Source organism: Polynucleobacter sp. 73C-SIWE (genome assembly GCF_018882465.1).
GTDB lineage: Bacteria > Pseudomonadota > Gammaproteobacteria > Burkholderiales > Burkholderiaceae > Polynucleobacter.
Genome location: NZ_JACVOK010000002.1, coordinates 329,467 through 353,419 on the forward strand (window position 1 = coordinate 329,467; position 23,953 = coordinate 353,419).

At 44.7% G+C, this 23,953-nt stretch carries 27 protein-coding genes and 1 tRNA gene; 15 read left to right on the plus strand and 13 right to left on the minus strand.

Going from position 1 to position 23,953, the window contains the following annotated elements:
- Window positions 1-5: 5 nt before the first annotated feature.
- From ICN17_RS07920 to ICN17_RS07930, 3 genes are read right to left on the minus strand one after another with little or no spacing between them, the layout of a single operon-like run.
- The gene (locus ICN17_RS07920; protein ID WP_216236962.1) at window positions 6-794 is read right to left on the minus strand and encodes a UDP-2,3-diacylglucosamine diphosphatase; all 789 of its coding nucleotides are present in this window, start codon (window positions 792-794) and stop codon (window positions 6-8) included.
- Window positions 791-1,294: a peptidylprolyl isomerase gene (locus ICN17_RS07925; RefSeq protein ID WP_087909900.1), complete on the minus strand. Its 504-nt coding sequence runs from the start codon at window positions 1,292-1,294 to the stop codon at window positions 791-793. Before ICN17_RS07925 ends, ICN17_RS07920 begins: the two co-directional genes overlap by 4 nt.
- Entirely contained in the window at window positions 1,294-2,166 is an 873-nt protein-coding gene (locus ICN17_RS07930) for a M48 family metallopeptidase (protein WP_255538364.1), read from the minus strand. Before ICN17_RS07930 ends, ICN17_RS07925 begins: the two co-directional genes overlap by 1 nt.
- 60 nt (window positions 2,167-2,226) lie before the next feature.
- Here ICN17_RS07930 and cysS point away from each other — a divergent pair, with 60 nt between their 5' ends.
- The 6 genes from cysS (at window position 2,227) to ICN17_RS07960 (ending at window position 8,050) form a co-directional block, all read left to right on the plus strand.
- On the plus strand, window positions 2,227-3,645 hold the full coding sequence (gene cysS, locus ICN17_RS07935) for a cysteine--tRNA ligase (protein ID WP_216236963.1): 1,419 nt from the start codon (window positions 2,227-2,229) through the stop codon (window positions 3,643-3,645).
- Window positions 3,630-4,301 carry a DNA-3-methyladenine glycosylase gene (locus ICN17_RS07940; RefSeq protein WP_216236964.1) on the plus strand — a complete coding sequence of 224 codons (672 nt, stop codon included), beginning with the start codon at window positions 3,630-3,632 and terminating at the stop codon, window positions 4,299-4,301. Before cysS ends, ICN17_RS07940 begins: the two co-directional genes overlap by 16 nt.
- Before the next feature lie 9 nt (window positions 4,302-4,310).
- Window positions 4,311-5,282 (plus strand): acetyl-CoA carboxylase carboxyltransferase subunit alpha, encoded by a 972-nt coding sequence (locus ICN17_RS07945; protein ID WP_216236965.1) that lies wholly within the window; start codon window positions 4,311-4,313, stop codon window positions 5,280-5,282.
- A complete protein-coding gene (gene tilS / locus ICN17_RS07950; RefSeq protein ID WP_216236966.1) occupies window positions 5,248-6,543 on the plus strand; it encodes a tRNA lysidine(34) synthetase TilS in 1,296 nt (431 codons plus the stop codon). The genes ICN17_RS07945 and tilS overlap by 35 nt, the downstream gene beginning before the upstream one ends.
- A gap of 84 nt (window positions 6,544-6,627) precedes the next feature.
- The gene (locus ICN17_RS07955) at window positions 6,628-7,878 is read left to right on the plus strand and encodes an aspartate kinase (protein ID WP_087909905.1); all 1,251 of its coding nucleotides are present in this window, start codon (window positions 6,628-6,630) and stop codon (window positions 7,876-7,878) included.
- A gap of 77 nt (window positions 7,879-7,955) precedes the next feature.
- A tRNA-Ser gene (locus tag ICN17_RS07960) sits at window positions 7,956-8,050 on the plus strand.
- A 146-nt stretch (window positions 8,051-8,196) separates the two neighbouring features.
- On the opposite strand, the gene ICN17_RS07965 is transcribed toward ICN17_RS07960, so the two are convergent.
- The 7 genes from ICN17_RS07965 to ICN17_RS07995 are packed head-to-tail and all read right to left on the minus strand — an operon-like array spanning window position 8,197 to window position 14,515.
- Window positions 8,197-8,586: a RidA family protein gene (locus ICN17_RS07965; RefSeq protein WP_216236967.1), complete on the minus strand. Its 390-nt coding sequence runs from the start codon at window positions 8,584-8,586 to the stop codon at window positions 8,197-8,199.
- Window positions 8,587-8,591: 5 nt separating this feature from the next.
- Entirely contained in the window at window positions 8,592-9,566 is a 975-nt protein-coding gene (locus ICN17_RS07970; protein ID WP_216236968.1) for a tripartite tricarboxylate transporter substrate binding protein, read from the minus strand.
- A gap of 19 nt (window positions 9,567-9,585) precedes the next feature.
- Entirely contained in the window at window positions 9,586-10,068 is a 483-nt protein-coding gene (locus ICN17_RS07975; RefSeq protein WP_216236969.1) for a (2Fe-2S)-binding protein, read from the minus strand.
- A gap of 4 nt (window positions 10,069-10,072) precedes the next feature.
- Window positions 10,073-12,406 carry a xanthine dehydrogenase family protein molybdopterin-binding subunit gene (locus ICN17_RS07980; RefSeq protein ID WP_370625967.1) on the minus strand — a complete coding sequence of 778 codons (2,334 nt, stop codon included), beginning with the start codon at window positions 12,404-12,406 and terminating at the stop codon, window positions 10,073-10,075.
- Window positions 12,351-13,223 (minus strand): xanthine dehydrogenase family protein subunit M, encoded by an 873-nt coding sequence (locus tag ICN17_RS07985; protein ID WP_216236970.1) that lies wholly within the window; start codon window positions 13,221-13,223, stop codon window positions 12,351-12,353. Before ICN17_RS07985 ends, ICN17_RS07980 begins: the two co-directional genes overlap by 56 nt.
- A 15-nt stretch (window positions 13,224-13,238) precedes the next feature.
- Window positions 13,239-13,682 (minus strand): CoxG family protein, encoded by a 444-nt coding sequence (locus ICN17_RS07990; RefSeq protein WP_216236971.1) that lies wholly within the window; start codon window positions 13,680-13,682, stop codon window positions 13,239-13,241.
- Entirely contained in the window at window positions 13,679-14,515 is an 837-nt protein-coding gene (locus ICN17_RS07995; RefSeq protein WP_255538366.1) for an alpha/beta fold hydrolase, read from the minus strand. The genes ICN17_RS07990 and ICN17_RS07995 overlap by 4 nt, the downstream gene beginning before the upstream one ends.
- Window positions 14,516-14,814: 299 nt before the next feature.
- Here ICN17_RS07995 and ICN17_RS08000 point away from each other — a divergent pair, with 299 nt between their 5' ends.
- The 7 genes from ICN17_RS08000 to ICN17_RS08030 all read left to right on the plus strand — a co-directional run bounded on the left by ICN17_RS08000 (window position 14,815) and on the right by ICN17_RS08030 (window position 18,468).
- The gene (locus ICN17_RS08000; protein WP_216236973.1) at window positions 14,815-15,543 is read left to right on the plus strand and encodes a transporter substrate-binding domain-containing protein; all 729 of its coding nucleotides are present in this window, start codon (window positions 14,815-14,817) and stop codon (window positions 15,541-15,543) included.
- A gap of 194 nt (window positions 15,544-15,737) precedes the next feature.
- The gene (locus tag ICN17_RS08005) at window positions 15,738-16,313 is read left to right on the plus strand and encodes a phasin family protein (protein ID WP_216236974.1); all 576 of its coding nucleotides are present in this window, start codon (window positions 15,738-15,740) and stop codon (window positions 16,311-16,313) included.
- A gap of 349 nt (window positions 16,314-16,662) precedes the next feature.
- Window positions 16,663-16,962 carry a hypothetical protein gene (locus tag ICN17_RS08010; RefSeq protein WP_087909908.1) on the plus strand — a complete coding sequence of 100 codons (300 nt, stop codon included), beginning with the start codon at window positions 16,663-16,665 and terminating at the stop codon, window positions 16,960-16,962.
- Between the two features lie 25 nt (window positions 16,963-16,987).
- Window positions 16,988-17,449, plus strand: coding sequence for a Smr/MutS family protein (locus tag ICN17_RS08015; RefSeq protein ID WP_216236975.1), 462 nt, complete (start codon window positions 16,988-16,990; stop codon window positions 17,447-17,449).
- Between the two features lie 30 nt (window positions 17,450-17,479).
- Window positions 17,480-17,815 carry a YqjD family protein gene (locus ICN17_RS08020; protein ID WP_216236976.1) on the plus strand — a complete coding sequence of 112 codons (336 nt, stop codon included), beginning with the start codon at window positions 17,480-17,482 and terminating at the stop codon, window positions 17,813-17,815.
- A gap of 6 nt (window positions 17,816-17,821) precedes the next feature.
- Window positions 17,822-18,190, plus strand: coding sequence for a phage holin family protein (locus tag ICN17_RS08025; RefSeq protein WP_087909910.1), 369 nt, complete (start codon window positions 17,822-17,824; stop codon window positions 18,188-18,190).
- Window positions 18,187-18,468 (plus strand): YqjK-like family protein, encoded by a 282-nt coding sequence (locus ICN17_RS08030; protein WP_216236977.1) that lies wholly within the window; start codon window positions 18,187-18,189, stop codon window positions 18,466-18,468. Before ICN17_RS08025 ends, ICN17_RS08030 begins: the two co-directional genes overlap by 4 nt.
- Here the strand turns inward: ICN17_RS08030 and ICN17_RS08035 are convergent.
- A complete protein-coding gene (locus ICN17_RS08035) occupies window positions 18,465-18,983 on the minus strand; it encodes an adenine phosphoribosyltransferase (protein ID WP_216236978.1) in 519 nt (172 codons plus the stop codon). The genes ICN17_RS08030 and ICN17_RS08035 overlap by 4 nt on opposite strands.
- A gap of 11 nt (window positions 18,984-18,994) precedes the next feature.
- Between ICN17_RS08035 and ICN17_RS08040 the strand changes: the two genes are divergently transcribed.
- Both ICN17_RS08040 and ICN17_RS08045 read left to right on the plus strand, forming a co-directional pair.
- Window positions 18,995-19,552, plus strand: a complete 558-nt coding sequence (locus ICN17_RS08040; protein WP_216236979.1) for a 5'-methylthioadenosine nucleosidase — start codon at window positions 18,995-18,997, stop codon at window positions 19,550-19,552.
- Window positions 19,553-19,560: 8 nt separating this feature from the next.
- Window positions 19,561-21,237, plus strand: a complete 1,677-nt coding sequence (locus tag ICN17_RS08045) for an AMP-binding protein (protein ID WP_216236980.1) — start codon at window positions 19,561-19,563, stop codon at window positions 21,235-21,237.
- A gap of 16 nt (window positions 21,238-21,253) precedes the next feature.
- Here ICN17_RS08045 and ICN17_RS08050 read toward each other — a convergent pair whose 3' ends face one another.
- The gene (locus ICN17_RS08050) at window positions 21,254-23,002 is read right to left on the minus strand and encodes an IlvD/Edd family dehydratase (protein ID WP_216236981.1); all 1,749 of its coding nucleotides are present in this window, start codon (window positions 23,000-23,002) and stop codon (window positions 21,254-21,256) included.
- 72 nt (window positions 23,003-23,074) lie between these two features.
- Window positions 23,075-23,953, minus strand: a complete 879-nt coding sequence (locus ICN17_RS08055; protein ID WP_216236982.1) for a transporter — start codon at window positions 23,951-23,953, stop codon at window positions 23,075-23,077.

Below are 23,953 nucleotides of genomic sequence, written 5' to 3' on the forward strand. Positions count from 1 at the left end.
CCTGATTACGCTTTAATCAGATCAAGGTAGCGCACACCCTGACTATCGATTGATAAAGCACTGGCCCTGGGGGTAGTCCTTTCAGGATGATCTAAGTCCCAATCTGACAGAACCCAACGTTGCCAAGTTTGCTCGCCCAATTGCTCCTTGTGATGCGCAGGCAAGTGAGTGTGACCATGAATTAACTGTTCTACGGATTGATCTCGAACCAATGCAGCGCAAGCCTCCAATGTGACATTGGTCCTCATCTGATTATTTAAGGGTGACTTGTTTGCCTCAACTTGATATTGAGCATGACTATTGCTGCGAAGATGATTGGCAATAGAGCGCCGCCAGTGAAGTGGCATATTCAGGAATAACTTTTGTATCCAAGGTTTTCTCACTATGCCGCGGAATAATTGATAGCCAACATCTGCTGTACATAAGGCATCCCCATGGCACAGAACATATTTTTTATCAGCGATTTCAACGCAAGAGGGGTCTGCTAATAAGGTCATACCAGTTTTTTTCAAAAAGGCAGAACCTATTAAGAAATCACGATTGCCGTGAATATAGTAGGTTTTGGTTTTTGTTGAAAGATTGGCGAGGGCGTGAAGCACCTCTTGCTGAAATGGAGAGTTCGAGGCCGCATCGTCTCCGACCCAGTATTCAAATAGATCGCCAAGAATAAAAACAGCCTGCGCCTTGGGCGCATCTTTTTCACAGAAGTCAAAAAAGCGTTGCGCCGTCAAGGGCATTGACGGCGTCAGGTGTATATCCGAGATGAGCAGTGCGCTCGAATATTGCGGGATCATTCCTCGAGAACGGTTGCCTTCTCAATGACGACATCTTCACTTGGTACGTCTTGGTGAAAGCCTGAATTGCCAGTCTTTACTTTACGAATAGTATCAACAATATCCATACCATCGATAACCTTACCAAAAACAGCATAGCCCCAACCCTGGGCGTTGGGTGCAGTGTGATTTAAAAAATCATTGTCATTTACATTGATAAAAAATTGCGCAGTAGCTGAGTGTGGGTCGCTAGTACGAGCCATAGCTACGGTGTAGCGATCGTTCTTGAGGCCATTATTTGCTTCGTTCTCAATTTCTGCGCCAGTAGGCTTTTGTTTCATACCGGCAGTCATGCCACCACCTTGAATCATGAAGTTATTAATCACGCGATGAAAGATAGTGCCATCATAGTGACCACTCTTTACGTATTGCAAAAAGTTCGCAACGCTCTTAGGCGCTTTTTCAGAATCAAGGCTCAGAGTGATATCACCCTGATTGGTTTTTAACAGTACTTTGGTCATTATTTAGATCTACTTTCTGGAAGGTTAGTGGATGGAGTATTAGTTGCTTCTGCGGGCGGATTGGCTATTCGATTCAGTTGGCGGCTTTGTGAGGGCTTCAAGATATCCAATAGAGCCTTAGAGCGCCTGGTATATTGGCCTTGATTGAGTTGCGTATTTTTTGCTGCATTCTCATAGGCTTGTGCGCCCAGGCGGATATAAATTTCACCTAAATTGGCCGAGGCAATCGCGTAGCTAGGACGTAGCTTGAGAGCGAGTTCTAAATAATCTCTCGCTTCAATCCAGTTGCCCTCGTTAGCAGAAATTGCTGCTAGGTTGTTGTAAGGTTCTGGCAACTCCGGAAATTGCTGGGTAATTTCAATCAAGGTTTTTTTGGCTTGATTAAATTGACGCATTTCAATTTGTACCCGAGCCTTTACAAAACGCAATTGCACATTACGAGGTGTCTTTTTGAGTTGAGTATTAATCAAATCAATAGCATCTTCAAATTTACGGGCTTTCACGAGTTTTTCAACGTCGGAAGGCACTGCATTTTTGGTAATGGGGTCTGGCTCAATAATCAAGAAAGACAACAAAGGTAGCGCCACGGTCTCAGAGAGTCCTGAATTGAGTGGGTCATAAGGAATATCGGCCGATAGTCGCGGAGGGTCATTTGGGCTGTAACCCCCTGAATAGCCTTGAGGTGTTCCTACGCTGGATTTCATTGCCTGGGCATTTGCCACCTGAATTTCCGTATCCGCACGCTGTTGGGCGGGAGTGCTGCACCCCGTAATGAATACCGCCGCCAATATTGCAGCAAGGATCTTGATCGGGGTTAGCTGTGGTGCTGGGATGGTTGCAGGCATAGGGGAAGGGGTATAAAACTGGCTCATTCGATATACTCAGCGCTCAGTCTAACAAATTGGCGCTCCTTGCCCCACCTTTATAGCTATATGCTGCAAATCTATAACACCCTTAGCCGCTCCAAAGAGGTATTTAGGCCCATCGTACCGGGTCAGGTGAAGATGTATGTCTGCGGTATGACGGTTTATGACTTCTGTCACATTGGCCACGCTAGGGTCATGATCGTGTTTGACATGGTTGTCCGTTGGCTGCGGGCCAGCGGTTATGAAGTTCTTTATGTCCGTAATATCACCGATATTGATGACAAGATTATTAACCGCGCCATTGAAAATGGCGAACCCATTTCTGCGCTGACCAATCGCTTTATTGATGCGATGCATGCTGACTCTGATGAGTTGGGTTTAATGCATCCCGATCAAGAACCGCGAGCAACGGATTACATTGCTCAGATGCAGGGCATGATTGGTAAGCTTATTGAAAATGAATTGGCATACCAAGCAGATGATGGTGACGTTAATTTTGCGGTACGTTTGCTACCAAGATATGGCCAGCTTTCTGGCAAGTCATTAGATGAACTGAATGCGGGTGAACGCGTTGCAATTGTTGGCGGCAAACGAGACCCGTTGGATTTTGTACTCTGGAAGAGCGCCAAGCCTGAGGAGCCTGCAGATACCCGCTGGGCCTCGCCCTGGGGTGAGGGTCGACCAGGTTGGCACATCGAGTGCTCAGCAATGTCTTGTGACTTATTGGGCGAACATTTTGATATTCATGGCGGCGGTGCTGACTTGCAGTTCCCTCATCATGAAAATGAGATTGCCCAGAGTGAAGGCGCTTTGTATGGCAAGGACCGTAAAGACAACGATGCCCCATTCGTCAATTATTGGATGCATAACGGCCATATTCGTGTGAATGAAGAGAAGATGTCTAAATCCTTAGGCAACTTCTTTTTAATTCGCGACGTACTTAAAAGTTTTAATCCTGAAGTGCTGCGTTTCTTCATGCTCAAGGCGCATTACCGAAGTCCAATCAATTACAGCGATGCACAATTGGAAGAGGCGCGCGCTGGCTTAGTAAGGCTTTATACAGCCTTGGCTCAAGCCCCAGCTAAAAGCAATTCTTTGGATCCGCATAACCCTTGGGCTAAACGCTTTGCAGAGGCCATGAATGATGACTTTAATACCCCAGAAGCCATTGCTGTGCTTTTTGATCTTGCAAGTGAGGTCAATCGTGCCCAGGATGCCGAGAAACAGGCGCTAGCTAGCACATTGAAGTCCCTGGCAGCTTCGCTCAATTTCTTGCAACGTGACCCAACCGAATTCTTACAAGCAGGATCAAAACAAGAGAGCGGTTTAAGTGCGGCTCAAATTGAGGAACACATTGCCCAACGTTTGGCTGCTAAGCAAGCGAAAGATTTTGCTAAGTCAGACTCCATTCGCAAGACACTATTAGATCAAGGTGTAGTCTTAGAAGATAAGCCGGGCGGCACCACAGAATGGCGAAGAACTTAGTGACTGCGGTAAAAGAAAAATCAATCTTGCAAGAAATTGCCCCAGAGTATTGGGAGCAAGCTTGTCGCGAGCTTATGAAGCAGGATCGTATTCTCAAAAAAATCATTCCGAAATATGGTTCTGGTTTTTTGGTAACTCGTGGCGATGCCTTTACAACATTGGCCAGAGCAATCGTAGGGCAACAAATTTCTGTCGCTGCTGCTCAGACGATTTGGGATAGGGTGGTAATTACTAGCAAGAAAAAAATGAACCCCAAAAATATTTTGGCGCTTACCGTAGAAGAATTACGAGCTGCTGGTTTATCGGGTCGTAAGGTGGAATACATCCGAGATTTGGCTGATCACTTTAATTCTGGGCGCCTCCACGCCAATCAATGGAAAGATATGGACGATGAGGGCGTTATTCAGGAATTGAGCTCTATTCGGGGAATTGGGCGCTGGACGGCTGAAATGTTCCTGATTTTTAATATGATTCGCCCTAATATCCTGCCTTTGGACGATGTTGGCCTAATTAAGGCTATTTCCCTCAATTACTTCAGTGGCGAACCTGTTAGCCGCCATGAGGCAAGGGAGGTGGCAGCAAACTGGGCCCCGTGGCGTACGGTTGCTACTTGGTATATGTGGAGAAGTATCGACCCCATCCCGGTTGAATATTAAAATCAGACTATGAAAACGACTTTCCTGGATTTCGAGCAGCAAATCGCCGAATTAGAAACAAAGATCGAAGAGCTGCGTTTTGTACAAGATGAATCATCGGTAGATATTTCCGATGAGATCAAAACGCTTTCTGAAAAAAGTCAGCAACTCACTAAAGATGTTTACGCCAACTTAACACCTTGGCAAGTATCACAAGTCGCTCGTCATCCACAGCGTCCTTACACCTTGGATTATGTCAGCGCACTCTTTACTGACTTTCATGAACTGCATGGTGATCGTACCTTTGCTGATGACCAATCCATCATCGGTGGCTTAGCACGTTTTGATAATCAACCGTGCATGGTGATTGGTCACCAAAAGGGTCGTGATACTAAAGAGCGCGCTCTTCGTAACTTCGGCATGAGTCGTCCTGAAGGTTATCGCAAAGCCATGCGCCTGATGCGCCTTGCGGAAAAGTTTGGCATTCCTGTTTTTACTTTTGTTGACACACCTGGAGCATTTCCGGGTATTGATGCTGAGGAGCGCAATCAATCAGAAGCGATTGGCCGTAACCTCTATGTGCAAGCGGAATTAGAAGTACCTATTATTGCGACGATTATTGGTGAGGGTGGTTCGGGCGGCGCTTTAGCAATTGCCATGGGCGACGTAGTGCTGATGCTGCAAAACTCGACCTATTCGGTGATCTCGCCAGAGGGTTGTGCTTCGATTCTGTGGAAGACAGCTGATAAGGCTCCAGAGGCCGCGGAACAATTAGGCTTAACCGCGCAGCGTTTAAAGGCGCTGGGTTTGATCGACAAGATTGTGGCTGAGCCAGTAGGTGGTGCTCATCGTGACTATGACACCATGATGACCAATATGCGTAAGTCCCTCAGTGAGTCAATTAAGACTTTTGATGGCATGAAGGTAGATTCACTTCTTGAGCGTCGTCATGAACGTCTAATGAGTTATGGCAAGTTCAAGGAAATCACAGCCAAGTCCTAAACTTGGAAAACGAATTGCGGTTGCCTTAAGTGGTGGCCTCGATTCGGTTGTGCTACTCGATACAGTTTGCAAAGCGCAATCTAAAAACAAATCTTCTGCAGTTTATGTGTTTCATATTCATCATGGTTTGCAAAAACAGGCTGATGACTGGTTGATCTTTTGTGAGAAACTTGCTAAAAAATATCAAGTGCACTTTGATTTTCGACTCCTGCATTTAGCGGGTGAAGAGCAGGGCAATGTTGAAGCTAGGGCAAGAGCAGAACGTTATGAGGCCCTTGCAGATCTCTGTGCTGAATACGGCATTGAAGACTTGCTCCTCGCGCATCATCAAAATGATCAGGCAGAAACAACACTCTTGCAGCTCCTGCGCGGCGCCGGTGTTGCTGGCCTAGCTGGGATGCCGGCTAGCCGTGAGCTGAATGCTCAAGAGGGCAAGATCACCCTCTGGCGTCCTTTATTAGGACAAAGCAGAAAAGAGCTAGAGGCTTACGCAAAAGAACATAAGCTCAAATGGATTGAAGATCCTAGCAATCAAGATTCTCAATATCGTCGTAATGCAATTCGTAAAACAATCATTCCCGCATTAGAAAAGATTCAACCTGAAGCAATTGCCAACCTGGCGCGAAGTGCAGGATTGCTTGGTGAGGCCCAGGGTCTGCTGGATCGCTTGGCTATGCAGGATGGCAAACATATTCTTTTGAAAAACGGGATTGGGCATCAGCCATTGCTTAAGCTGGCACAAAAAGATTTGCCTGCAGCCAATAATGTATTGCGGTATTGGTTAAGGGTAAATGGAATGACGATGCCATCGCAAGAACGTCTTGCTGCTTGGTGGCGTGATCTTGAAGTAGTAAAAGCAGATGCACAGCTAGAGTGGAATCATGACCAAAGCATCATTCGTCTCTGGCGTGGCGTTTTGCAAGTTGAGGAAGTAAAGGCAGGTGAATGGGTTTTTAAAACCATCCCCATTGCTAGTAAAGCCCCTGGGTTTGCAAGCCAATGGATTAAAGATGCCCAGAAAAATGGGCTGATTACGCTAAAAGAGAGGTCTGGATCAGAAAAGATCCAAATCAAAGCCAATACGCCCCGCAAGACCCTCAAAAATCTCTTTCAGGAGGGCGATGTTCCTCCATGGGAACGTCAGGCGCCTCTGTTGTATATCGATGGCGATTTGATCGCTGTTGCAGGGGTGGGCCTGAGCTATCCGCATTTGGTTCACACCGGGCCCCGGGTACGACCCGAGTGGCAACAGAAGGCTTAGCAGGTACAAAACCCTGTAAAATAAGGCCTTTTTGATCCTCAGGAAATTCATTTCCTGTTACAGATGGTGAAATAGACGGTTTTTATGGCTCTTATCGTTCATAAATATGGTGGCACCTCAATGGGCTCAACAGAGCGCATTGCCAATGTCGCTAAACGCGTTGCTAAATGGATGCGCGCAGGCCACCAAGTGGTTGTAGTGCCTTCGGCCATGTCCGGTGAAACTAATCGCCTGCTCGGTCTCGCAAAAGAAATTAATCCTGATGCTAATCCACGTGAGTTAGATCAGATTGCCTCTACAGGTGAGCAAGTTAGTTCTGGATTGTTAGCCTTGGCATTGATGCGTGAAGGTGTTGATGCGGTAAGTTATGCGGGCTGGCAGGTAACGGTTCATACCGATTCTGCTTTTACTAAAGCGCGCATTAAGAGTATTGACGACAAAAAAATTCTGAGTGATTTGAACGCTGGTAAAGCAGTGGTGGTTACTGGTTTCCAAGGCGTTGATCCCGATGGCAACATTACCACATTAGGTCGTGGCGGTTCAGATACTTCCGCAGTAGCTATGGCTGCTGCACTGAAAGCAGATGAGTGTTTGATCTATACCGATGTTGATGGCGTTTACACCACTGACCCACGGGTTTGTGAGGATGCACGTCGACTAGACAAGATTACTTTTGAAGAGATGCTAGAAATGGCTAGCTTGGGTTCAAAGGTCTTGCAGATTCGTTCAGTTGAGTTTGCCGGTAAATACAAAGTTAAAACCCGGGTTCTGTCCTCCCTGACAGACCCATTGATACCTTTAGACATCGAAATGAAGTCGGGTACCTTGATTACATTTGAAGAGGACAGCACTATGGAAGCCGCAGTTATTTCCGGCATCGCCTTTGCGCGTGATGAAGCGAAGATTACCGTTTTGGGAGTTCCTGATCGCCCAGGTATTGCATATCAAATATTGGGTCCAATTGCCGATGCCAATATTGACGTTGACATGATTATTCAGAATCAATCGGTGGATGGTAAGACTGACTTCACCTTTACTGTTCCACGTGCTGATTATCAAAAAGCGCTAGACCTACTGAAGAACACAGTACAAGCTCACATCGAAGCGAAAGAGATCTCAGGCGACCCTAAGGTTTCGAAAGTTTCAGTGGTGGGAGTAGGTATGCGTTCTCACGTTGGTATTGCCAGCAAGATGTTCCGCACCTTGTCAGAGGAGGGCATCAATATCTTGATGATCTCTACCAGTGAGATCAAGATCTCTGTAGTGATTGATGAGAAGTACATGGAGCTAGCCGTAAGGGCCCTTCATAAGGCATTTGAGCTAGACCAGAAGTAATCCTGCAAAAGGGCAGTAAAACCCCTCTGTAGCGGTTATCCGTTAAACTGTGGGTCGTTGTAAAGAGTTAGAAATACGGAGACGTGGCCGAGCTGGTCGAAGGCACTCCCCTGCTAAGGGAGCATCGGGGCTAAAACTCTGATCGGAGGTTCGAATCCTCTCGTCTCCGCCAAGTCAATAGGCAGAAAAGGGTTTGTGAGATACAACACTCTTTGCTGCTAAAAGCGTTGCCAAAAGCCACCCTGAGGGGTGGCTTTTATCTTTAGGGCTCGGCCTATTGAGGGTTTCTTTTCACCCTGTCTACTAAGGGGCTTAAATTCAGCAATTCGCTGCAATCGCCTCAATTTCTATCTTTAGTCCAAAGTGAAGTGGGCCGGTTGGAACAACCGCTCTTGCTGGCATGGATTCTCCAGCCCATACTGTGTAAATAGAGTTAAATTCGGGCCAATTATTGATGTCATCTAGATAGACCCTTACTTGTAGCAAACTTTTTATGCTGCCACCAGCACCTTCAAGAGCACACCTGAGGTTTTCTAGGGCTTGAATCGTTTGGTCTTTGAAGCTTGATCCTGTAAGCTTTTGGCCATCTTTCGTTATTGGTAATTGTCCGGAGATAAAAATACAATTATTAGCAGCAACGGCATGACTATAGTGCCCTCCAGGCTTTGAAAGCCCTGGAGGATTAAAGTACTCGACTTTCGATCCCATGTAATTTATTGGACTCGCAGGTTAGCTTTTTTTACGATCTCTTTATAGCGATCCAGATCTTCACGGATTCTCGAGTTAAATTTTTGTGGAGACATTCCACCAACATCCGCACCTTTATCAGCAAAATTTTTCTTCACTTCAGGCTGCTCAATCGTGGCCAGTACTTCTTTATAGAGTTTCTGAATAATTGGATCTGGAACCCCCTTAGGTGCAAATAAGCCAACCCAGTTAGATGCATTAACCATTCCGATACCATCTTCTTGCGTAGTAGCCCAAGATTTGTTGTAGTTTGTTTTGGTATTAGTGGTTAGGGTGATAACTTTGACATTCCCAGAAAGGATATGTGGCGCAACTGCTGGAATGGCTACAACGCCAAGGGGTACTTCGCCCGAGGCAACTGCTGCTACTGCTGGAGCACCACCTTTGTAGGGCACATGCAAAATCTTGGTTCCACTTTCAAGAGCAATCCACTCGCCCGCGAGATGGTTAATGCTACCGTTACCTGGGCTAGAAAATGAAAGGGAATCAGGATTTTTTTTAGCCTCAGCGATCATCTCCTTATAAGTATTGAAAGGCATCTTGCTATTTGCCACCAATAACATGGGCGTATCACTGATCATGGTTATCGGTAAAAAATCTTTTTCTAAGGAGTAGGGGATATTAGGAAAAATTGCCGGATTAACGGAGAACTCGCCAGTGTGTGCCATTAGCAGCGTATAACCATCGGGAGGGCTAGTTGCGGCTGCGGTAACGGCGATAAAGCCATTACCACCTGGTTTGTTATCAACTATAAAATTCCAGCCCAGTCTTTCGGTCATCTTTTGAGTCAGAAGCCTTGTTGTGACATCAACAACTCCTCCGGGAGCGAATGGCACGATGATTCGAATTGGTCTATTGGGATATTCCTGTGAAAAAGCCGTGCCGATGCTGCCAAACAAAATAGCGATAAAGCATACAGTTTTCAGAGTGAATCTTTTCATTTTCAACCTTTCTAAGTGATTAATTAATAACTTTTCTTTTTTCGATTGCTAAAAAAGTTGCTTTTATGATTTCTGGATAGGCGCCGCAGCGACATAGGTTTCCGGATAGGTAGTGTCGTATTTCAGCTTCGCTTGGATTGGGATTTTTATCTAGCAATTGACTAATCATTAATATAAATCCTGGCGTACAAAATCCGCACTGAAAGGCGCCTGCCTCTACAAATGCCTCCTGTATGGGATCTAGCACACCGTTTTTTTCAAGACCTTCAATCGTTTTCACTTCTTTGCCATCCAGCATTGCGGCAAATTCCAAGCAGCCAGAATACGCAATGTCGTCTATCAAGACTGTACATGCACCGCATAAACCTTGACCACAGCTTTCTCTAGCCCCACGAAAATTGAGTTGATTGAGTAATTCGACGATATTCTGGTTATTGCCAACTACTGCGCTAACCTTGCTACCATTGAGGACAAAATGGATTTCTGTTTTGTTTGAGCTCATCAATTTATTCCTTGCTTGAGTGATTCATTTGCTGCTGCAGCCCAGCTAAGATTGCTTGACCGGTAATGGGAAGTTCAAAAATACGAACCCCAACCGCGTCATCAATCGCATTTGCAATAGCTGGTGAAACTCCAAACGTTGCGCTTTCACCAACACCTTTTGCACCATAAGGCGCATTTTGTTGGTAAGCCTGAACAATCTCATTTTCAAAAATGAGAGGAAGATCATTGATACCTGGAATTTTATAGTCAGCAAATGAGGCATTTGTGACCTGGCCATGATCTAAATTCATTTTTTCAAACAAAGTAAATCCTAGTTGCATAATTGCCGCGCCAGAAAGCTGTGTTTCAACTACCTTTGGATTAATTGCATTGCCACAGTCAACAACATTAATCATTTTTTCAATTCTCACTTCCCCTGATTCTGTATCGACATCAAGCTCAACACCTGTTGCTCCAATCATCCAAAATGGAGTTGCATTAGTTGTTGAGCCATCGGTTTTATCTGGAGGCGTATAGCTTGGTATATAGCTGCCAAACCCCACTAAGGTGCCGGCTTGCATTCCGAATCGTTTCAGGAAAATTTCCTTGATGCCACCATTGTAATTTTCTCCTAAACCAGCTTCTTTAGCTAAATCCTCTTGTTTATTTTTTAGATCGAGAGCAGCTAATCGAACAGCATGACCCATATGGAAGGTAGATCTCGACCCTAAAGTTGCCATGTCGTAGGGCGTGATATCTGTATCAGGCGTACTTACTTTAATTTCTGCAGCAGAGATACCCAAGACTTCAGCTGCAATTTGAGCCATTGCTGTATCAGATCCTTGCCCCATATCAACAGTACCCATTGAAAGTATGTAGCTGCCATCAGCTCCAAGGCTAATGAGAGCGGTAGATGTAGTAGGAGCTACAACAGCTTTGAAGCCAATCCCGATGCCGCGACCCCGTTTAACCTTATCTTGGCTTTTCTGAATAGGGGCATCCCAGTTCATTCGGGCTGCAAGTCGCTCCAGTACAAGTTCAATTTCTGCGCCTTGCATTAGTGTCCCAGTAGCCTGAGGACGACCTTCTTTTAAAATATTCTTGCGTCGAATGGCGAGGGGGTCTAAATTGAGCTGACGGGCAATGATGTCTATATGGCTTTCATAGGCCCAAACCAATTGGGGAATTCCAAAGCCTCGAAGCGCTCCTGACGGAGGTCTATTGGTATAGAGTGCGTAAGAATCAATCTTTACGTTATCAATATCATATGGACCAGCCGCAGTAAAGCCAGATTTTTGTGTCACCCGAGGTCCGATATCTGCGTAAGCACCGCCATTCCACCAAACATCACATTGCCTTGCAATAATCTTTCCATCCTTAGTAACGCCACTTTTAATTTTGAATGTAGTAGGGTGTTTCGTGATCGTGTAGAACTGCTCTTCCATGCTAAGAGATACTTTAACTGGTCTTTTTGATAGCATCGAAAGAGCTACCACTAGGGCTTCGAGTTTTATATACAGCTTTGCTCCAAATCCACCGCCTAAATGTGGAACCTTCACCTGTATTTGATTTTCGCGAAAACCTAACAAGCGAGCAATTTCTAATTTAACAAATGAGGGGCTCTGAGATGCCGTATAAATAGTTATTTGATCTTCAGTTGCCTGCGCCATTGAAACCATTGGTTCTAGAGGCGTGTGCATTACTTGCTGAGTCCGAAAGGTATTCTCAATGACAAAGTCAGCCTTACTAAAGCCATCTTCGACATTTCCTCGCTTTAGGTGGTAGTCAAGGGCAATATTGGTATTCTTTTTTCCAATGAGGTGTTTTAGATCCGGGAATGTTCCGGATGGCTTTAAAACATCGTGAACAACAGCATCTGAAGTCATTGCTTCAATTTCATCATAAACTGCAGGCAATTCCTCATAGTCAGCGACAATAAATTGTGTCGCATATTCTGCGATATGGGGATCCTCTGCCAGCACTACTGCAACTGGTTCACCTACATACCGAACTTTTTCGTGAGCAAGTATTGGCTGATCTAAGAACGCAGGGCCAAAGTAGGGCTCCGGAATAATTTTGAGAACATCTTCGATTGTGTATACAGAATGCACACCAGGTATCTTTTTGGCCTCTTCCGTATTAATCGATTTTATTACTCCATGGGCTATGGTGCTTCTGAAAATTTTTCCATAGAGCATGCCTGGCAAGGTCAAATGATGTGTGTATATTGCCTTTCCTGTAACCTTGCTTCTTGATTCTTTTCGTGGGAGTGATTTTCCAACTTGGTTGGTGGGGGGTAAATTATTTGGCATGGTTGACCCCATTGTTATAGGCTTCGAGTAGTGCGCGTTTGACATAAACCTTCGCTAGTGCGCGTTTATATTCAGCACTGCCAAGATGATCTGAGACGGGATCGATCTCCTCAGAAACTAGATCTGCAACTAAAGCAAGCAGGGTCGGAGTTGGCTCCTTGGCCGTGAGTCTCTCTTCAAGTTGAACTAGTCTAGTGGGTACATCAGCAATTGAGCCCATAAAGATTCTTGACGACTCGATATGATTGGCCTTAACGTTTAGATTGACTGCAACACCCAATGCAGGCCAGTCATCTGCTGATCTAGTAGTGCACTTTATATAGGATGAATAGGGGCTGATACTGGCTGGGAGTGAAACTTCATATATCAACTCATTAGGCTCTAGGCAAGTTTCGTAGTAGCCTAAATATAGACTATCGACTGGAATTGTTCTCTTTCCCTTTGGGCTGATAGTGCGTACTACAGCAGAAAGACAGCTCAGAATTGGTGGCAAGTCCATATGGGGATCGCCATGGGATAGGGCTCCGCCGATAGTTGCAGCGTTTCGCACCCGGACATTTGATAATTTAATCATTGCCTGGCAAATGACAGGGGCATGCCCTGCGATTAATACGGAGTTTTCGATATCTGAGAGCTTGGTTAGTGCGCCAATTTTAAGTTCTCCATTGGTTTCAGTTCTTATATAAGAGCCATCTTTAATGTTGCGCAGACTAATGACTTGAGTTGGCGTAAATATTTGACTTTTCATCATCAACATTAACGCAGTACCGCCTGCAATTGGTTTGGAATTATCTGGGTCTAGGCTGAGTAATTTGATAGCTTCATCAAAACTAGTGGGATTTAATAATTCAAATGGCAGCATACCTTTTACTCTTTCTTAATTAAGAAAAGCATTTTTTAGATTATTGGCAAATTGATTTTCAAGCTCTTTTGCTTTTGATCTTAAAACGGGTTGGCCAAGACTTCCTAACTTGCCTGTTAACACTATATCGATAGCATATTCAATCATGGTCTCACCATCTAATTCGCTCAAATTTGCAGTTGAAACAGTGGTCAATCTTCCTACCAAGCCAATTGGGTTGCCTTCGGTCTTAGCGGTAATTCTGTGCGGAGAATCTAGTTCAGTTATTTCGACAGTAATAGCAAATTTCATTTTGATATAAGCAATTTTTGTCTCTAATACTGCGCTATATTTATTTGGTCCAATTTCTGTCAGATTTGAGACGCCATCAATACAGGATGCAAAAAAAATGGGGTCGCTGAGTTTTTGAAATACTGCGGATATTGATGCCGGTACTTGTATCTTGCCCGTAATATTCATTGATACGCCTTTGCTATTAGCGCCGTTAAACTTACATTAATTTCTTCCGAGCATTCTATTGGCGTTAAGTGCCTTGCTTTGGGGATGATTTTTAATGTTGAATTTTTAATATTCGTATGCATTTGCTGAGCCATTTCTACTGGTGTAGCGTAATCTTCTTCGCCGACAATAATTGCCGTAGGAAAGTTGATGTCTTTAAGAGAATCTCTAACATCAAATGCGCCCAACATGGTGCAAGTTTGCTGAAAGCATTGGGCATCATTGGCTATAAAGATATCAACCAATCGAGCCACTTCTTTAGGGTGGTTGTTAATAAAGGACTCTGAAAACCAGCGCGTTTTTTGAAAGTCTATTAAAGCGGAAAGGCCTTCATTGACCGCTTTACTCGCTCTTTCAGCCCATTTCTGGGGCGCATCAGCGCCGTACCATGCGGTTGTATCTATTAGGCCCAAACCTTTTATGCGTTTAGGGTGAGCAATTGCAAATGCTAGTGATACTGAGCCTCCCATGGATGCGCCCACAATGACGGCATCCTCCCATTGAAGATGATTTAAAACATCCTCTAGGTCATTTGCAAAATATTCGATACTGTATTTTGTTGGCGATTTGCTTGAGTTTCCATGACCACGACAGTCAATCGTGAGAATATTCGCACTCTCCACAAGTGCAGGAATATTGTTATTCCAAAAACTGCCATCCATAGCAAGGCTGTGGATTAGTACTAAGCGTCTATTGGGCGTCTTGCACGAATTATGCAAGTTATATGAGATTGATTCTCCATCCCTTGCTCTGATTGACCCGCTTTGTATCGTTCCGTCCCTAACTTCTAACATTTTTTGCCTTTATGAAATGCAAGCTGTATCTCAATATTTAACTGTATTTTTTGTAGTTGACCTACTGTAAAGCCTAATCCAGACAGATGCCACTCAATTTAATTCATTCATAAAACAAAAAAATTTCCCCTAAAAAAACCCGAAAGGACTCCGCTTTCCCAGGCCTCTGCCTAAAGCACAGGTGGAAAGATCCCATCGCATATAAGATACATCAAGATGTTTGAAAGAACTAATATAAGATCTCATTTATCCAGCCAAGCACATACACGACTACTTTTACGGGCACTTATTACATAAACATGTTTCTTAGTCCTAAAATAATTGAACAATTCGCATCTACCGGCAGATTGAGGGCCTCAATCAACCTTGGCAATCCCATCTTGGCAAATCGTGATCCTCAATCAGGATTGGCTTTTGGCGTTTCTGTTGATCTTGCACGTCAGTTTGCTAAGTTTTTAGAGGTTGATGTTGATCTTGTAGTTTTTGATTCTGCTGGGAAGTCTGTTGAGGCTGTTATTCATGGCGCAGCAGACATTGGTTTTTTTGCCATTGATCCATTGCGTGGTGTAGATATTGGCTTTACTGCTCCCTATGTGTTAATTGAGGGAGCCTATCTTGTCAAAGCTGGCTCCCCAATTGCTGAGAATAGCCAGGTTGACGACTCAATGAACCGGGTTGTTGTTGGTAAGGGAAGTGCATATGATCTTTATTTAACAAGGGAATTACGTAATGCGCATATTGTTAGAGCACCAACATCACCTACCGTAGTAGATCTATTCATGCGAGAGGGCTTGGAAGTGGCTGCTGGGGTTCGCCAGCAACTGGAATTTGATATGCAAAGGTTCTCTGGGTTGAGACTCTTACCAGGCCGTTTTATGCAAATTCAGCAGGCCATGGGTGCTCCAAAGTCCTATGGTGACGAGGCTTTGGGCGCATTGGATGCTTTTGTTGCACAAATGAAATCCTCAGGTTTTATTGCTAATTCGCTAAGAACGCACGGTGTCCAGGGGGCCTCAGTTGCACCTTAGATTTCTATTTTGACGTATTTCAGCACCTTTCGATCCCTTTAAAATTAATAAGTCATTGTATTTATTGATTTTTTTATAAATATTCTTCACCTCTTTCCTTATATATTTTTTTTGCAACTAAATGTTGCAGCACAGCATTAATATGTATACAATGGTGCATCGCAACAAATAAACCAACCAAATTAGGAGAAGTCATGTTCCAAACTCAATTAAACGATCAGATCGCCCAAGCTCAAGCTAAAGCTGTTGAAAATGCTAAACATTTGGCTCAAGTAGCTGTTGAAAGTGCCCAAGAATTAGCAGAAATCAACCAAGCTGCTGCTAAAGATGCATTGGCTGCTGCACAAGATACAAGCTCACAATTGTTGGCTATCAAAGATCCACAGCAATTGGCTAAGTTGGCTCAGCCAGAAGCTGCTCAAGAAGCTGCTAAGTACGCTGTTGCTTACCAAGCTAAAGTGAACCAAGTTGTTCGCAATGGCAATAAAGAAGTTGCTCAAGTAGTTGATGCTTCAATCGATGATGCACGCGCTGATTTAGTAAAGTTCGTTAAAGAAGCTACTAAAACTGCACCTGCTGGCGCTGAAGCTTTTGTATCTGCTTTCCAAACAGCATTTGATGCTTCACTCCAACAGTTTGACCAAGTTCGCGCTACAGCTACTGATGCTTTCGCAAACTTTGAGAAGAGTGTTGACGCTGCATTGGCAAATATTCAAGGCCAATATGCTGTAAAACCATCAAAGAAATCTGCTGCTAAATTAGCTGCTTAATTCAGTTTTAACTGCTTTGCAAAAGCCGCCTCCGGGCGGCTTTTTTCTTTTCTCCATTTCTTCCAATCCCTAATTTCTGATTTTTAACCCAATCTAGGGTTTCTCCCATGTAAATAAACTTCACAAGTTCACAACTTCAGTGGTATAGTATGTTCACTGGGAGATGAAATGAAGAGACAAGTACCAAAAACACATCAAGCCTTGGAGTGGGTAGGGAAGGGCTTAACTGCCGCTCAGGCAGCGAGAAAGTTGGAGATTTCAGAATCAAGTGTGTATGCCGCTCTCAGAAAGTCGAAAGCAAAAGATTTGGGCTGCTGCCCAACTTGTGGTCACAAAATAAGGAACTAAGATGAAAAAAACTCTATTAGCCGCCGTATCAATTTCTGTAGCCGCATTTGCCTACGCCAATACCAAACCCTCAGACTCATCTGCATTGGTGAGTCAACAATGCCAAATTTCGGCTGAAGCTGTATCAACATTAAAAGGGCTACGCTATGGCAATACATCCATTAGAAAGGATGTATCTAGCCTGATTAATACCCATCTCAAAACTCCAGAGAATCGTGAGATCGCTCAAAGAGCTTTAAATCAGATGATTGATGACAAATCAACTGATGTGGCTACTCTAGAAGGTAAGTACTGCTCTTAATGTTTAAGGCTTTCGAGTACTAATAGTGCCATATACCGCGGAGTGTCCTGATTGTGGAAATGTGCGGGCATTGTTTAATCAGTGTCCGCATTGTGGTTCCGATCATTTGCCCACACTCACTACCGACACAATCGAAATCAACATCAAGCAAGGCAGCCCCTATGTTGAGGAGGCTCTGGATGAACTCACTGAACAACTGCGCAAGTGCCTAGAGCTCGGAATTAAAGCAATCATTCTGATTCATGGTTATGGCTCAAGCGGAGAGGGTGGTCGAATTAAGTGGGCGATTCATGATGCGCTGGAAAATAATCGTTATTCAGACCGTGTACTTGAATACTTCTTTGGCGAGAATGTGGCCTATGGAAGTGAGGCCTACCAGGCATTATTGAAACGTCGTCCAGGTTTGAAGAGATATCTAAAACGCTTCAAAGAAGGGAATGCCGGAATGACGGTGTTATTGTTGGGCGCCCACCCGGGAAGTGCTTAGAATAGAGATATCTTAATGAGGATCACGTCCATGACAGCCAAAAAATCCGATATAGCAACAGAAGCAGCTACGGTGAGTTCTGACCAGTTAATTGGAGAATTCAAAGCGCTCATGGCCGATGCAGAAGCACTGATTCAGGCAACCGAGGGTCATGCAGATGGCGCTATTGGATCGATACGATCTAAAGCCCTCGAAACCATTGCTGGGGCTAAAGAAAGTCTTTCTGGTATTGAAGGTCAATTAGCCGATAAGGCGAAAGCGGCAGCTGCGAGTGCAGATGACTTTGTGCATCGCAATCCCTGGGAGGCAGTGGGAGTAGCTGCTGGACTAGGTTTATTAATCGGTCTGTTTATTCGTCGTCGCTAGGCTGATATGTCCCAAGAAAACTTACTATCATCGATTAAAAACCTCGTAACTACAGGTGCATCGATTGCGCAAACTCGCTTAGAGTTAATTTCACTTGATGTGCAAATTGCTAGAACTAAATTCATTAGCTTGCTAGTAATGATTGTGAGCGCCTTATTTTTCTTGTTCTTTGGCTTGGTCATGCTCGCGCTATTGATTGTTATCTATAGCTGGGAGTCGGATCGTATGATGGCGCTTGGTTTACTGACTAGCGCCTTTTTATTAATTGGCCTCATTCTGGCAGTAATGATCATGCAATCATTGCGCACTATGCCCAAATTATTTGAGGCATCTATTGCTGAGCTTGCTAAGGATCGTGAGGCGCTCTCTAAATGAGCGCTACCTTAAAAGACTTAGAGCATCGTCAGCATGAGCTCAGAGCTCAGGCTAGCCGAGAGCGTAAACAGTTTTCAGAGCACTTTGAGCCCTTGGAGAAACCACTCTCTTGGGCTGATAAAGGTGTCGATGCTTTTCATTTCTTAAAAAATAATCCCATTATCTGGACTAGCGCATTTGCAGCACTGGCCCACTACAAGCCTAAGTTAGCCAGTAAGTTTCTCGCTGTCGGTTGGGGTGCAATGAAGTTATTAAAGAGTGCCAAAAAGCTAATCTAGCTTACCAATACCGATTTATTGGCGATGCCATGCTGATCGAGCAGTTGCCTACCATTTAAGAACGAAATTTCTAACAAGGTAATTGCGCCACAGACTTCAAATCCAGCATTGCGTAATAATTTATTTGCAGCAATTAGCGTGCCACCAGTAGCCAATACATCATCAATTAGTAAAACCTTAGCACCTGCAGGAAGGGTTGATTGTTGAATCTCCAAATAATCAGAGCCGTATTCCAGGCCATAGAATTCTTTATGGGTAGCTAAGGGAAGCTTATTGGGCTTTCTGGCTAGTGCTAGACCCTTATGGGTATGATGCGCTAGAGCAGAGCCAAAAATAAAGCCCCTGGATTCAATACCTAAAATATGGGTGTAGTCAAAAGACTGGGCCAGTGCCTCCATTTGGGCGATAGCCTCCTTGAAGGCTGCTGGATTGGCTAATAATGGTGAGATATCCCTAAAGAGAATTCCAGGTTTCGGAAAATCGGGCACTCCGGGTAGATAATCTAATAAATTCATTAATGGCAGACATGAAAACAGATCTCCTCATTATCACCGCATTGGAATCCGAGCTCAAGCGCGATGCACTCCCATCGGGAGTGGAGATTGTTTATTCTGGTCTGGGTAAGATTAATGCAGCACTTACGAGCCTTAAGGCAATTGATCAATTTAACCCTAGCGCGATCATGAACTTTGGTACCGCAGGAAAAATTAATCCTCAATTAGATGGTTTGCTCCACATTGGCAAAGTGATTCAGCGCGATATGATGGCTGAGCCTCTGGCGCCAAGAGGCAAGACACCATTTTGCGAGAGACCGTTCGAATATCTTTCCTCCGGAAAGTACGTTTGTGGCTCTGGTGATAGCTTTGTCACTGCTTCTGATCCTTGGTTACTGAGTCAAGGGGTAGATCTGGTAGATATGGAGTTATTTGCTATAGCTTATGTTGCTAATCACCACCAAATTCCTTGGCATTCGTATAAGTACATTACGGATGATGCAAATGAGAGCTCAGGTAATGATTGGCATGAAAAAGTAAACCACGGACAAGATCTATTTATTGAGAAGTTAAGACAATTATTGAGCTAAGTACTGATATGGCCCTAGATACCTCTAAGCCTTGGCTAAAAAATTATCCACAAGGCGTTCCTCATGAGATTGGACCTCTAAGCCATACATCGTTGACTGAGTTAATTGATGAGTGCCTTGCGCGCTTTAGTAGGCGGAAAGCCGTGGAGGCGATGGGTGGGTTTTTCTCATACAGAGAGCTCGACAAACTCTCCCATGACTTTGCTTCCTATTTACAAACCCTGAAATTAGAGAAGGGTGCACGTGTTGCCTTAATGTATCCCAACGTCATAGAGTACCTAGTGGCAATGATTGGTACTCTGAGGGCCGGTTATGTAGTGGTCAATATCAATCCACTCTATACAGCGCGTGAGCTTGAGGCGCAATTACTTGATAGTGGGGCAGCAGTTCTGGTGGTAATGGAAAACTTTGCTCACATCTATCAAGAAGTGAATCCTATAAAGACTATTGTGCAAGTGATTGTGAGCAGCCCAGGTGAGTTAATGGGCCTCAAAGGTCGCCTCATTAATTGGGTTGCCAGAGATATTAAAAAGTTAATTCCTCCTTGGGAGTTTGCCCACATCACTTTTAAAGATGCGCTTGATATAGGCAGTCAGCATCACTTTCAAAAACCCAATATCGGTCTAGATGACATTGCTTTCTTGCAATATACCGGCGGCACTACTGGAACCTCTAAAGGGGCTGTGTTGCTCCATCGTAATATTTTGTCTAATGTGGCGCAAATTGAGTGCTGGTTAAATCCTGGTCTGAAACAAAAGCCAGAAGAGCAATTGGTATTTTTATGTGCTTTGCCCATGACTCATATTTTTGCTTTAACGGCCTGTGCTTTGCTGGGCATTGCTAAAGGTAGTCTGTTGATTCTCGTTCCTAACCCTCGCGATATCACCGGCTTTATCAAAATGCTGATGAAGCATCCGAACATCAATATTTTTCCAGGCGTGAATACCCTGTTTCATGCCTTGATTCATCGGCCTGAATTCAAGAAGGTAAAACTTCCTAATTTATTGATCACGATTGGAGGGGGGATGGCAGTTCATAAGAAAACTGCTGACCATTGGCAAGCGCTGACAGGTGTACCAATTGCTCAAGGCTATGGTTTATCAGAGACATCGCCTGTAGTCTGTGTGAACACGCCTCTAGAAAAACATTTCACAGGGCACATTGGCATGCCTTTACCGAGTACTGATGTTGTCATTCTGGATGATGATGAGGTTGAACTACCAAATGGAAGTCCCGGCGAGATCTGTATTCAGGGGCCACAAGTGATGGCGGGCTACTGGAATAAACCAGAGGAGACAGCACATTGCATGACTACCGATGGTTTCTTTAAGTCAGGAGATATTGGCTTCATCACGGATGAGGGCTATGTAGAAATTGTTGACCGTAAGAAAGACATGATTGTGGTGGCAGGCTTTAAAGTCTTTCCTAATGATGTAGAGGATCACTTGGTTCAAATGGATGGCATTAGAGAATGTGCTGTGATTGGTGTACCACACCGTAAGCTAGGAGAAATCGTCAAAGCTTATGTCGTCAGAGATAACCATCACTTAACTGAGGCTGATATCTTGCAATACTGCAAAGACCATATGACCAGTTACAAACGCCCCCGGAAAGTGGTCTTTATTAACGAACTTCCCAAATCTAATGTCGGTAAGATTTTGCGCCGAGAGCTCAGAAACTTATAAATCCACAGCAAGACGATTATTTGCGTGGAGTTTTACCAACCATTTTGGTTGCTCTCAAGAAATCAAAGTCCACACCTTGATCGGCTTGGGTAACAGTATCTAAGAATAGCTTCTTGTATCCCCGTTCAGCAGTCGGTGATGTAATTGGATTTTCTTGAGCGCGCCGAGCCAGCTCTTCATCAGAAATTAGCAAGCTGATCTCGCGATTTTGAACGCTCAAACGAATGCGATCACCATTGCGTACATGCGCTAACGGGCCGCCAATGGCTGATTCAGGAGTAACGTGTAATACGATAGTTCCGAATGCGGTACCACTCATGCGCCCATCAGAAATGCGAACGATGTCTTTCACGCCAGCACGGGCTAGTTTCATGGGAATAGGGATGTAGCCTGCTTCAGGCATGCCGGGTGCACCCTTGGGGCCAATGTTCTTGAGTACCAAAATATCGTCGGCTGTGACATCTAAATCAGGACTGTCAATACGAGTAGCGAGATCTTCGGCATTCTCAAACACCACAGCACGGCCTTCATGCTCCATGAGCTTCTCGTTAGCTGCTGATTGCTTAATGATCGCGCCACCAGGCGCTAGATTGCCATGTAGAACGGCAATGCTGCCACGAGGATAGATTGGCTTGTCAAATGGACGAACAACATCCTGCTTAAAGCTCGGTGGTGCTGTATCAATTTCTTCGCCAAGCGTTTTACCGGTCACAGTCATTACATTGAGTTTTAACTGGGGCTTAAGTTCGCGTAATAAAGTGGTCATACCACCAGCATCATGGAAATTTTCCATGTAATGATCGCCAGAAGGTTTTAAATCCACCAGTACGGGAGTTTCATTACCCATTTTGTCGAGCGCATCTAGATCAATCTCCAGACCCATACGACCGGCGATTGCTGCTAAGTGAACGATGCCATTAGTAGAGCCGCCAATAGCCAGTAATACACGAATTGCATTTTCAAATGCATCTGCAGTCAGGATCTTGTCAATCGTTAAGCCATCTTTAGCCATTTGCACGGCACAAGTTCCAGTTTCTTCTGCTACTCGAATGCGGTCTGCAGTCACGGCTGGTGGAGAAGCGCCGCCGGGAACTGTCATGCCTAGAGCTTCGGAGATGCAAGCCATTGTGCTGGCAGTACCCATCACCGAGCAGGTGCCTACGCTAGCAACAAGTTGGTCATTGACTTCGTCTTTTTCAATTTCATCGATCTCACCAGCGCGGAATTTACCCCAGTAGCGACGACAGTCAGTGCATGCGCCAACACGTTCACTACGATGTGAGCCAGTCAGCATAGAACCAGTGATGAGTTGAATGGCTGGTAAGCCTGCAGAGGCAGCGCCCATCATCTGTGCTGGGACCGTTTTGTCGCAACCACCAATCATGACAACCGCATCCATCGGTTGAGCACGCAACATCTCTTCCGTATCCATCGACATCAGATTACGCAAGTACATACTAGTCGGCGCAGCAAAACTCTCATGAATTGAGATGGTCGGAAATTCCATCGGCAAGCCGCCAGCAAGCATGACGCCACGTTTGACTGCTTCAATGAGTTGCGGCATATTGCCGTGGCATGGGTTGTAAGCACTGCCAGTATTGATGATGCCAATAACAGGGCGATCTAAAGCGCTGTTGGTATAACCCGCGCCTTTAATAAATGCTTTGCGCAAAAATAATGAGAAGCCTTTATCGCCATAACTCGTTAAGCCCTTACGTAAACCAGTCTCGGGTGCTGTTTTAGGATCTTTTGGCTTGGTGCTCATATTTGTCTCAGTAATGAATATTTATGAAAATACTATTTAGGTCTTATTGTAGTCATCCAGGCGCTACAACGCCTATAGGCCGCCACCCCAGCGATATTGCCAAGAAATCCCAACAGCGTTATAGCTCGTATCAGTGCGGGAATAGACTCCAGTACTTCCTGTAAGTCTGATGGAGTGATGTTTATCAACCGGGTAGGAGAGCGTAGTACCAAAACGCCAGTTTTCTTGAGAGCCATTTACTGGCGTGCCGTTGACATAGGTCTGCCCACCAAAGAAGTAAGTCGCATCGGCCGATATCCATGCCGTATTTGGGAAGTAATAAATGACATGTGTTTCGCTTGAATAGACTGGATTTTGCGACAAGGTATTACTTCCTAAATAGCTCGCATTGCTGGTGTAAATCGATGCCATACCAGCCAACTCCAAACGCCATGGACCCACTGCTTGCGAAGCGCCGATACCTGGCTGAATGACTGTGCGATTACCGCCAACATTAATCATCTGATCGCTGTTGTACTTGCCCCAAGGAATGGAGGCAGCGAGGCTTACGCCAATAATCAGGTCTTGCTGATAATTTTTGAACTCACTTACGGAGAGTGCAGGCGCGCCATATAAGTTGACTGAGGCCTTAATCATTGGATCAGATAGACCTTCAGCAGATGCATTAATCGCTTGGCCGCCTAAGGTGCCAGTACCAGATAATTCAGAATAGGGTAGCACTAGGCTAATTCGTCCCGATTGGCCTGCAATACCCAGAATATGAGTTAGGCTAATGGCTTCAGTAGTTAACTTATATGTGCCACTTTTGACTTGGGCAATGCCGCCCGTTACAAAGTTAATACCAATTGGGGCATTGGAATAAGCGCGGGCTTCAATTTCTTGAGCTTGAACGCCGGTAGAGAGAAAACCTAAAGCAAAAATCCAAAAAAGAGTTCTTGAGCTTAAGGTCAA

What these genes read in the sequence shown, in the direction of transcription:
- ICN17_RS08045 (WP_216236980.1), top strand. Translation starts at nt 19,561, where the DNA reads ATGGCCCTAGATACCTCTAAGCCTTGGCTAAAAAATTATCCACAAGGC.
- ICN17_RS08040 (WP_216236979.1), top strand. Translation starts at nt 18,995, where the DNA reads ATGAAAACAGATCTCCTCATTATCACCGCATTGGAATCCGAGCTCAAG.
- ICN17_RS07965 (WP_216236967.1), bottom strand. Translation starts at nt 8,586, where the DNA reads ATGGGATCGAAAGTCGAGTACTTTAATCCTCCAGGGCTTTCAAAGCCT.
- ICN17_RS07990 (WP_216236971.1), bottom strand. Translation starts at nt 13,682, where the DNA reads ATGAATATTACGGGCAAGATACAAGTACCGGCATCAATATCCGCAGTA.
- ICN17_RS07995 (WP_255538366.1), bottom strand. Translation starts at nt 14,515, where the DNA reads ATGTTAGAAGTTAGGGACGGAACGATACAAAGCGGGTCAATCAGAGCA.
- ICN17_RS08010 (WP_087909908.1), top strand. Translation starts at nt 16,663, where the DNA reads ATGAAAAAAACTCTATTAGCCGCCGTATCAATTTCTGTAGCCGCATTT.
- ICN17_RS07940 (WP_216236964.1), top strand. Translation starts at nt 3,630, where the DNA reads ATGGCGAAGAACTTAGTGACTGCGGTAAAAGAAAAATCAATCTTGCAA.
- ICN17_RS07930 (WP_255538364.1), bottom strand. Translation starts at nt 2,166, where the DNA reads ATGAGCCAGTTTTATACCCCTTCCCCTATGCCTGCAACCATCCCAGCA.
- ICN17_RS07975 (WP_216236969.1), bottom strand. Translation starts at nt 10,068, where the DNA reads ATGAGCTCAAACAAAACAGAAATCCATTTTGTCCTCAATGGTAGCAAG.
- ICN17_RS07970 (WP_216236968.1), bottom strand. Translation starts at nt 9,566, where the DNA reads ATGAAAAGATTCACTCTGAAAACTGTATGCTTTATCGCTATTTTGTTT.
- ICN17_RS07980 (WP_370625967.1), bottom strand. Translation starts at nt 12,406, where the DNA reads ATGTCAAACGCGCACTACTCGAAGCCTATAACAATGGGGTCAACCATG.
- ICN17_RS07985 (WP_216236970.1), bottom strand. Translation starts at nt 13,223, where the DNA reads ATGCTGCCATTTGAATTATTAAATCCCACTAGTTTTGATGAAGCTATC.
- tilS (WP_216236966.1), top strand. Translation starts at nt 5,248, where the DNA reads ATGGCAAGTTCAAGGAAATCACAGCCAAGTCCTAAACTTGGAAAACGA.
- ICN17_RS08025 (WP_087909910.1), top strand. Translation starts at nt 17,822, where the DNA reads ATGTCCCAAGAAAACTTACTATCATCGATTAAAAACCTCGTAACTACA.
- ICN17_RS08050 (WP_216236981.1), bottom strand. Translation starts at nt 23,002, where the DNA reads ATGAGCACCAAGCCAAAAGATCCTAAAACAGCACCCGAGACTGGTTTA.
- ICN17_RS07925 (WP_087909900.1), bottom strand. Translation starts at nt 1,294, where the DNA reads ATGACCAAAGTACTGTTAAAAACCAATCAGGGTGATATCACTCTGAGC.
- cysS (WP_216236963.1), top strand. Translation starts at nt 2,227, where the DNA reads ATGCTGCAAATCTATAACACCCTTAGCCGCTCCAAAGAGGTATTTAGG.
- ICN17_RS07955 (WP_087909905.1), top strand. Translation starts at nt 6,628, where the DNA reads ATGGCTCTTATCGTTCATAAATATGGTGGCACCTCAATGGGCTCAACA.
- ICN17_RS08005 (WP_216236974.1), top strand. Translation starts at nt 15,738, where the DNA reads ATGTTCCAAACTCAATTAAACGATCAGATCGCCCAAGCTCAAGCTAAA.
- ICN17_RS07920 (WP_216236962.1), bottom strand. Translation starts at nt 794, where the DNA reads ATGATCCCGCAATATTCGAGCGCACTGCTCATCTCGGATATACACCTG.
- ICN17_RS08000 (WP_216236973.1), top strand. Translation starts at nt 14,815, where the DNA reads ATGTTTCTTAGTCCTAAAATAATTGAACAATTCGCATCTACCGGCAGA.
- ICN17_RS07945 (WP_216236965.1), top strand. Translation starts at nt 4,311, where the DNA reads ATGAAAACGACTTTCCTGGATTTCGAGCAGCAAATCGCCGAATTAGAA.
- ICN17_RS08020 (WP_216236976.1), top strand. Translation starts at nt 17,480, where the DNA reads ATGACAGCCAAAAAATCCGATATAGCAACAGAAGCAGCTACGGTGAGT.
- ICN17_RS08030 (WP_216236977.1), top strand. Translation starts at nt 18,187, where the DNA reads ATGAGCGCTACCTTAAAAGACTTAGAGCATCGTCAGCATGAGCTCAGA.
- ICN17_RS08035 (WP_216236978.1), bottom strand. Translation starts at nt 18,983, where the DNA reads ATGAATTTATTAGATTATCTACCCGGAGTGCCCGATTTTCCGAAACCT.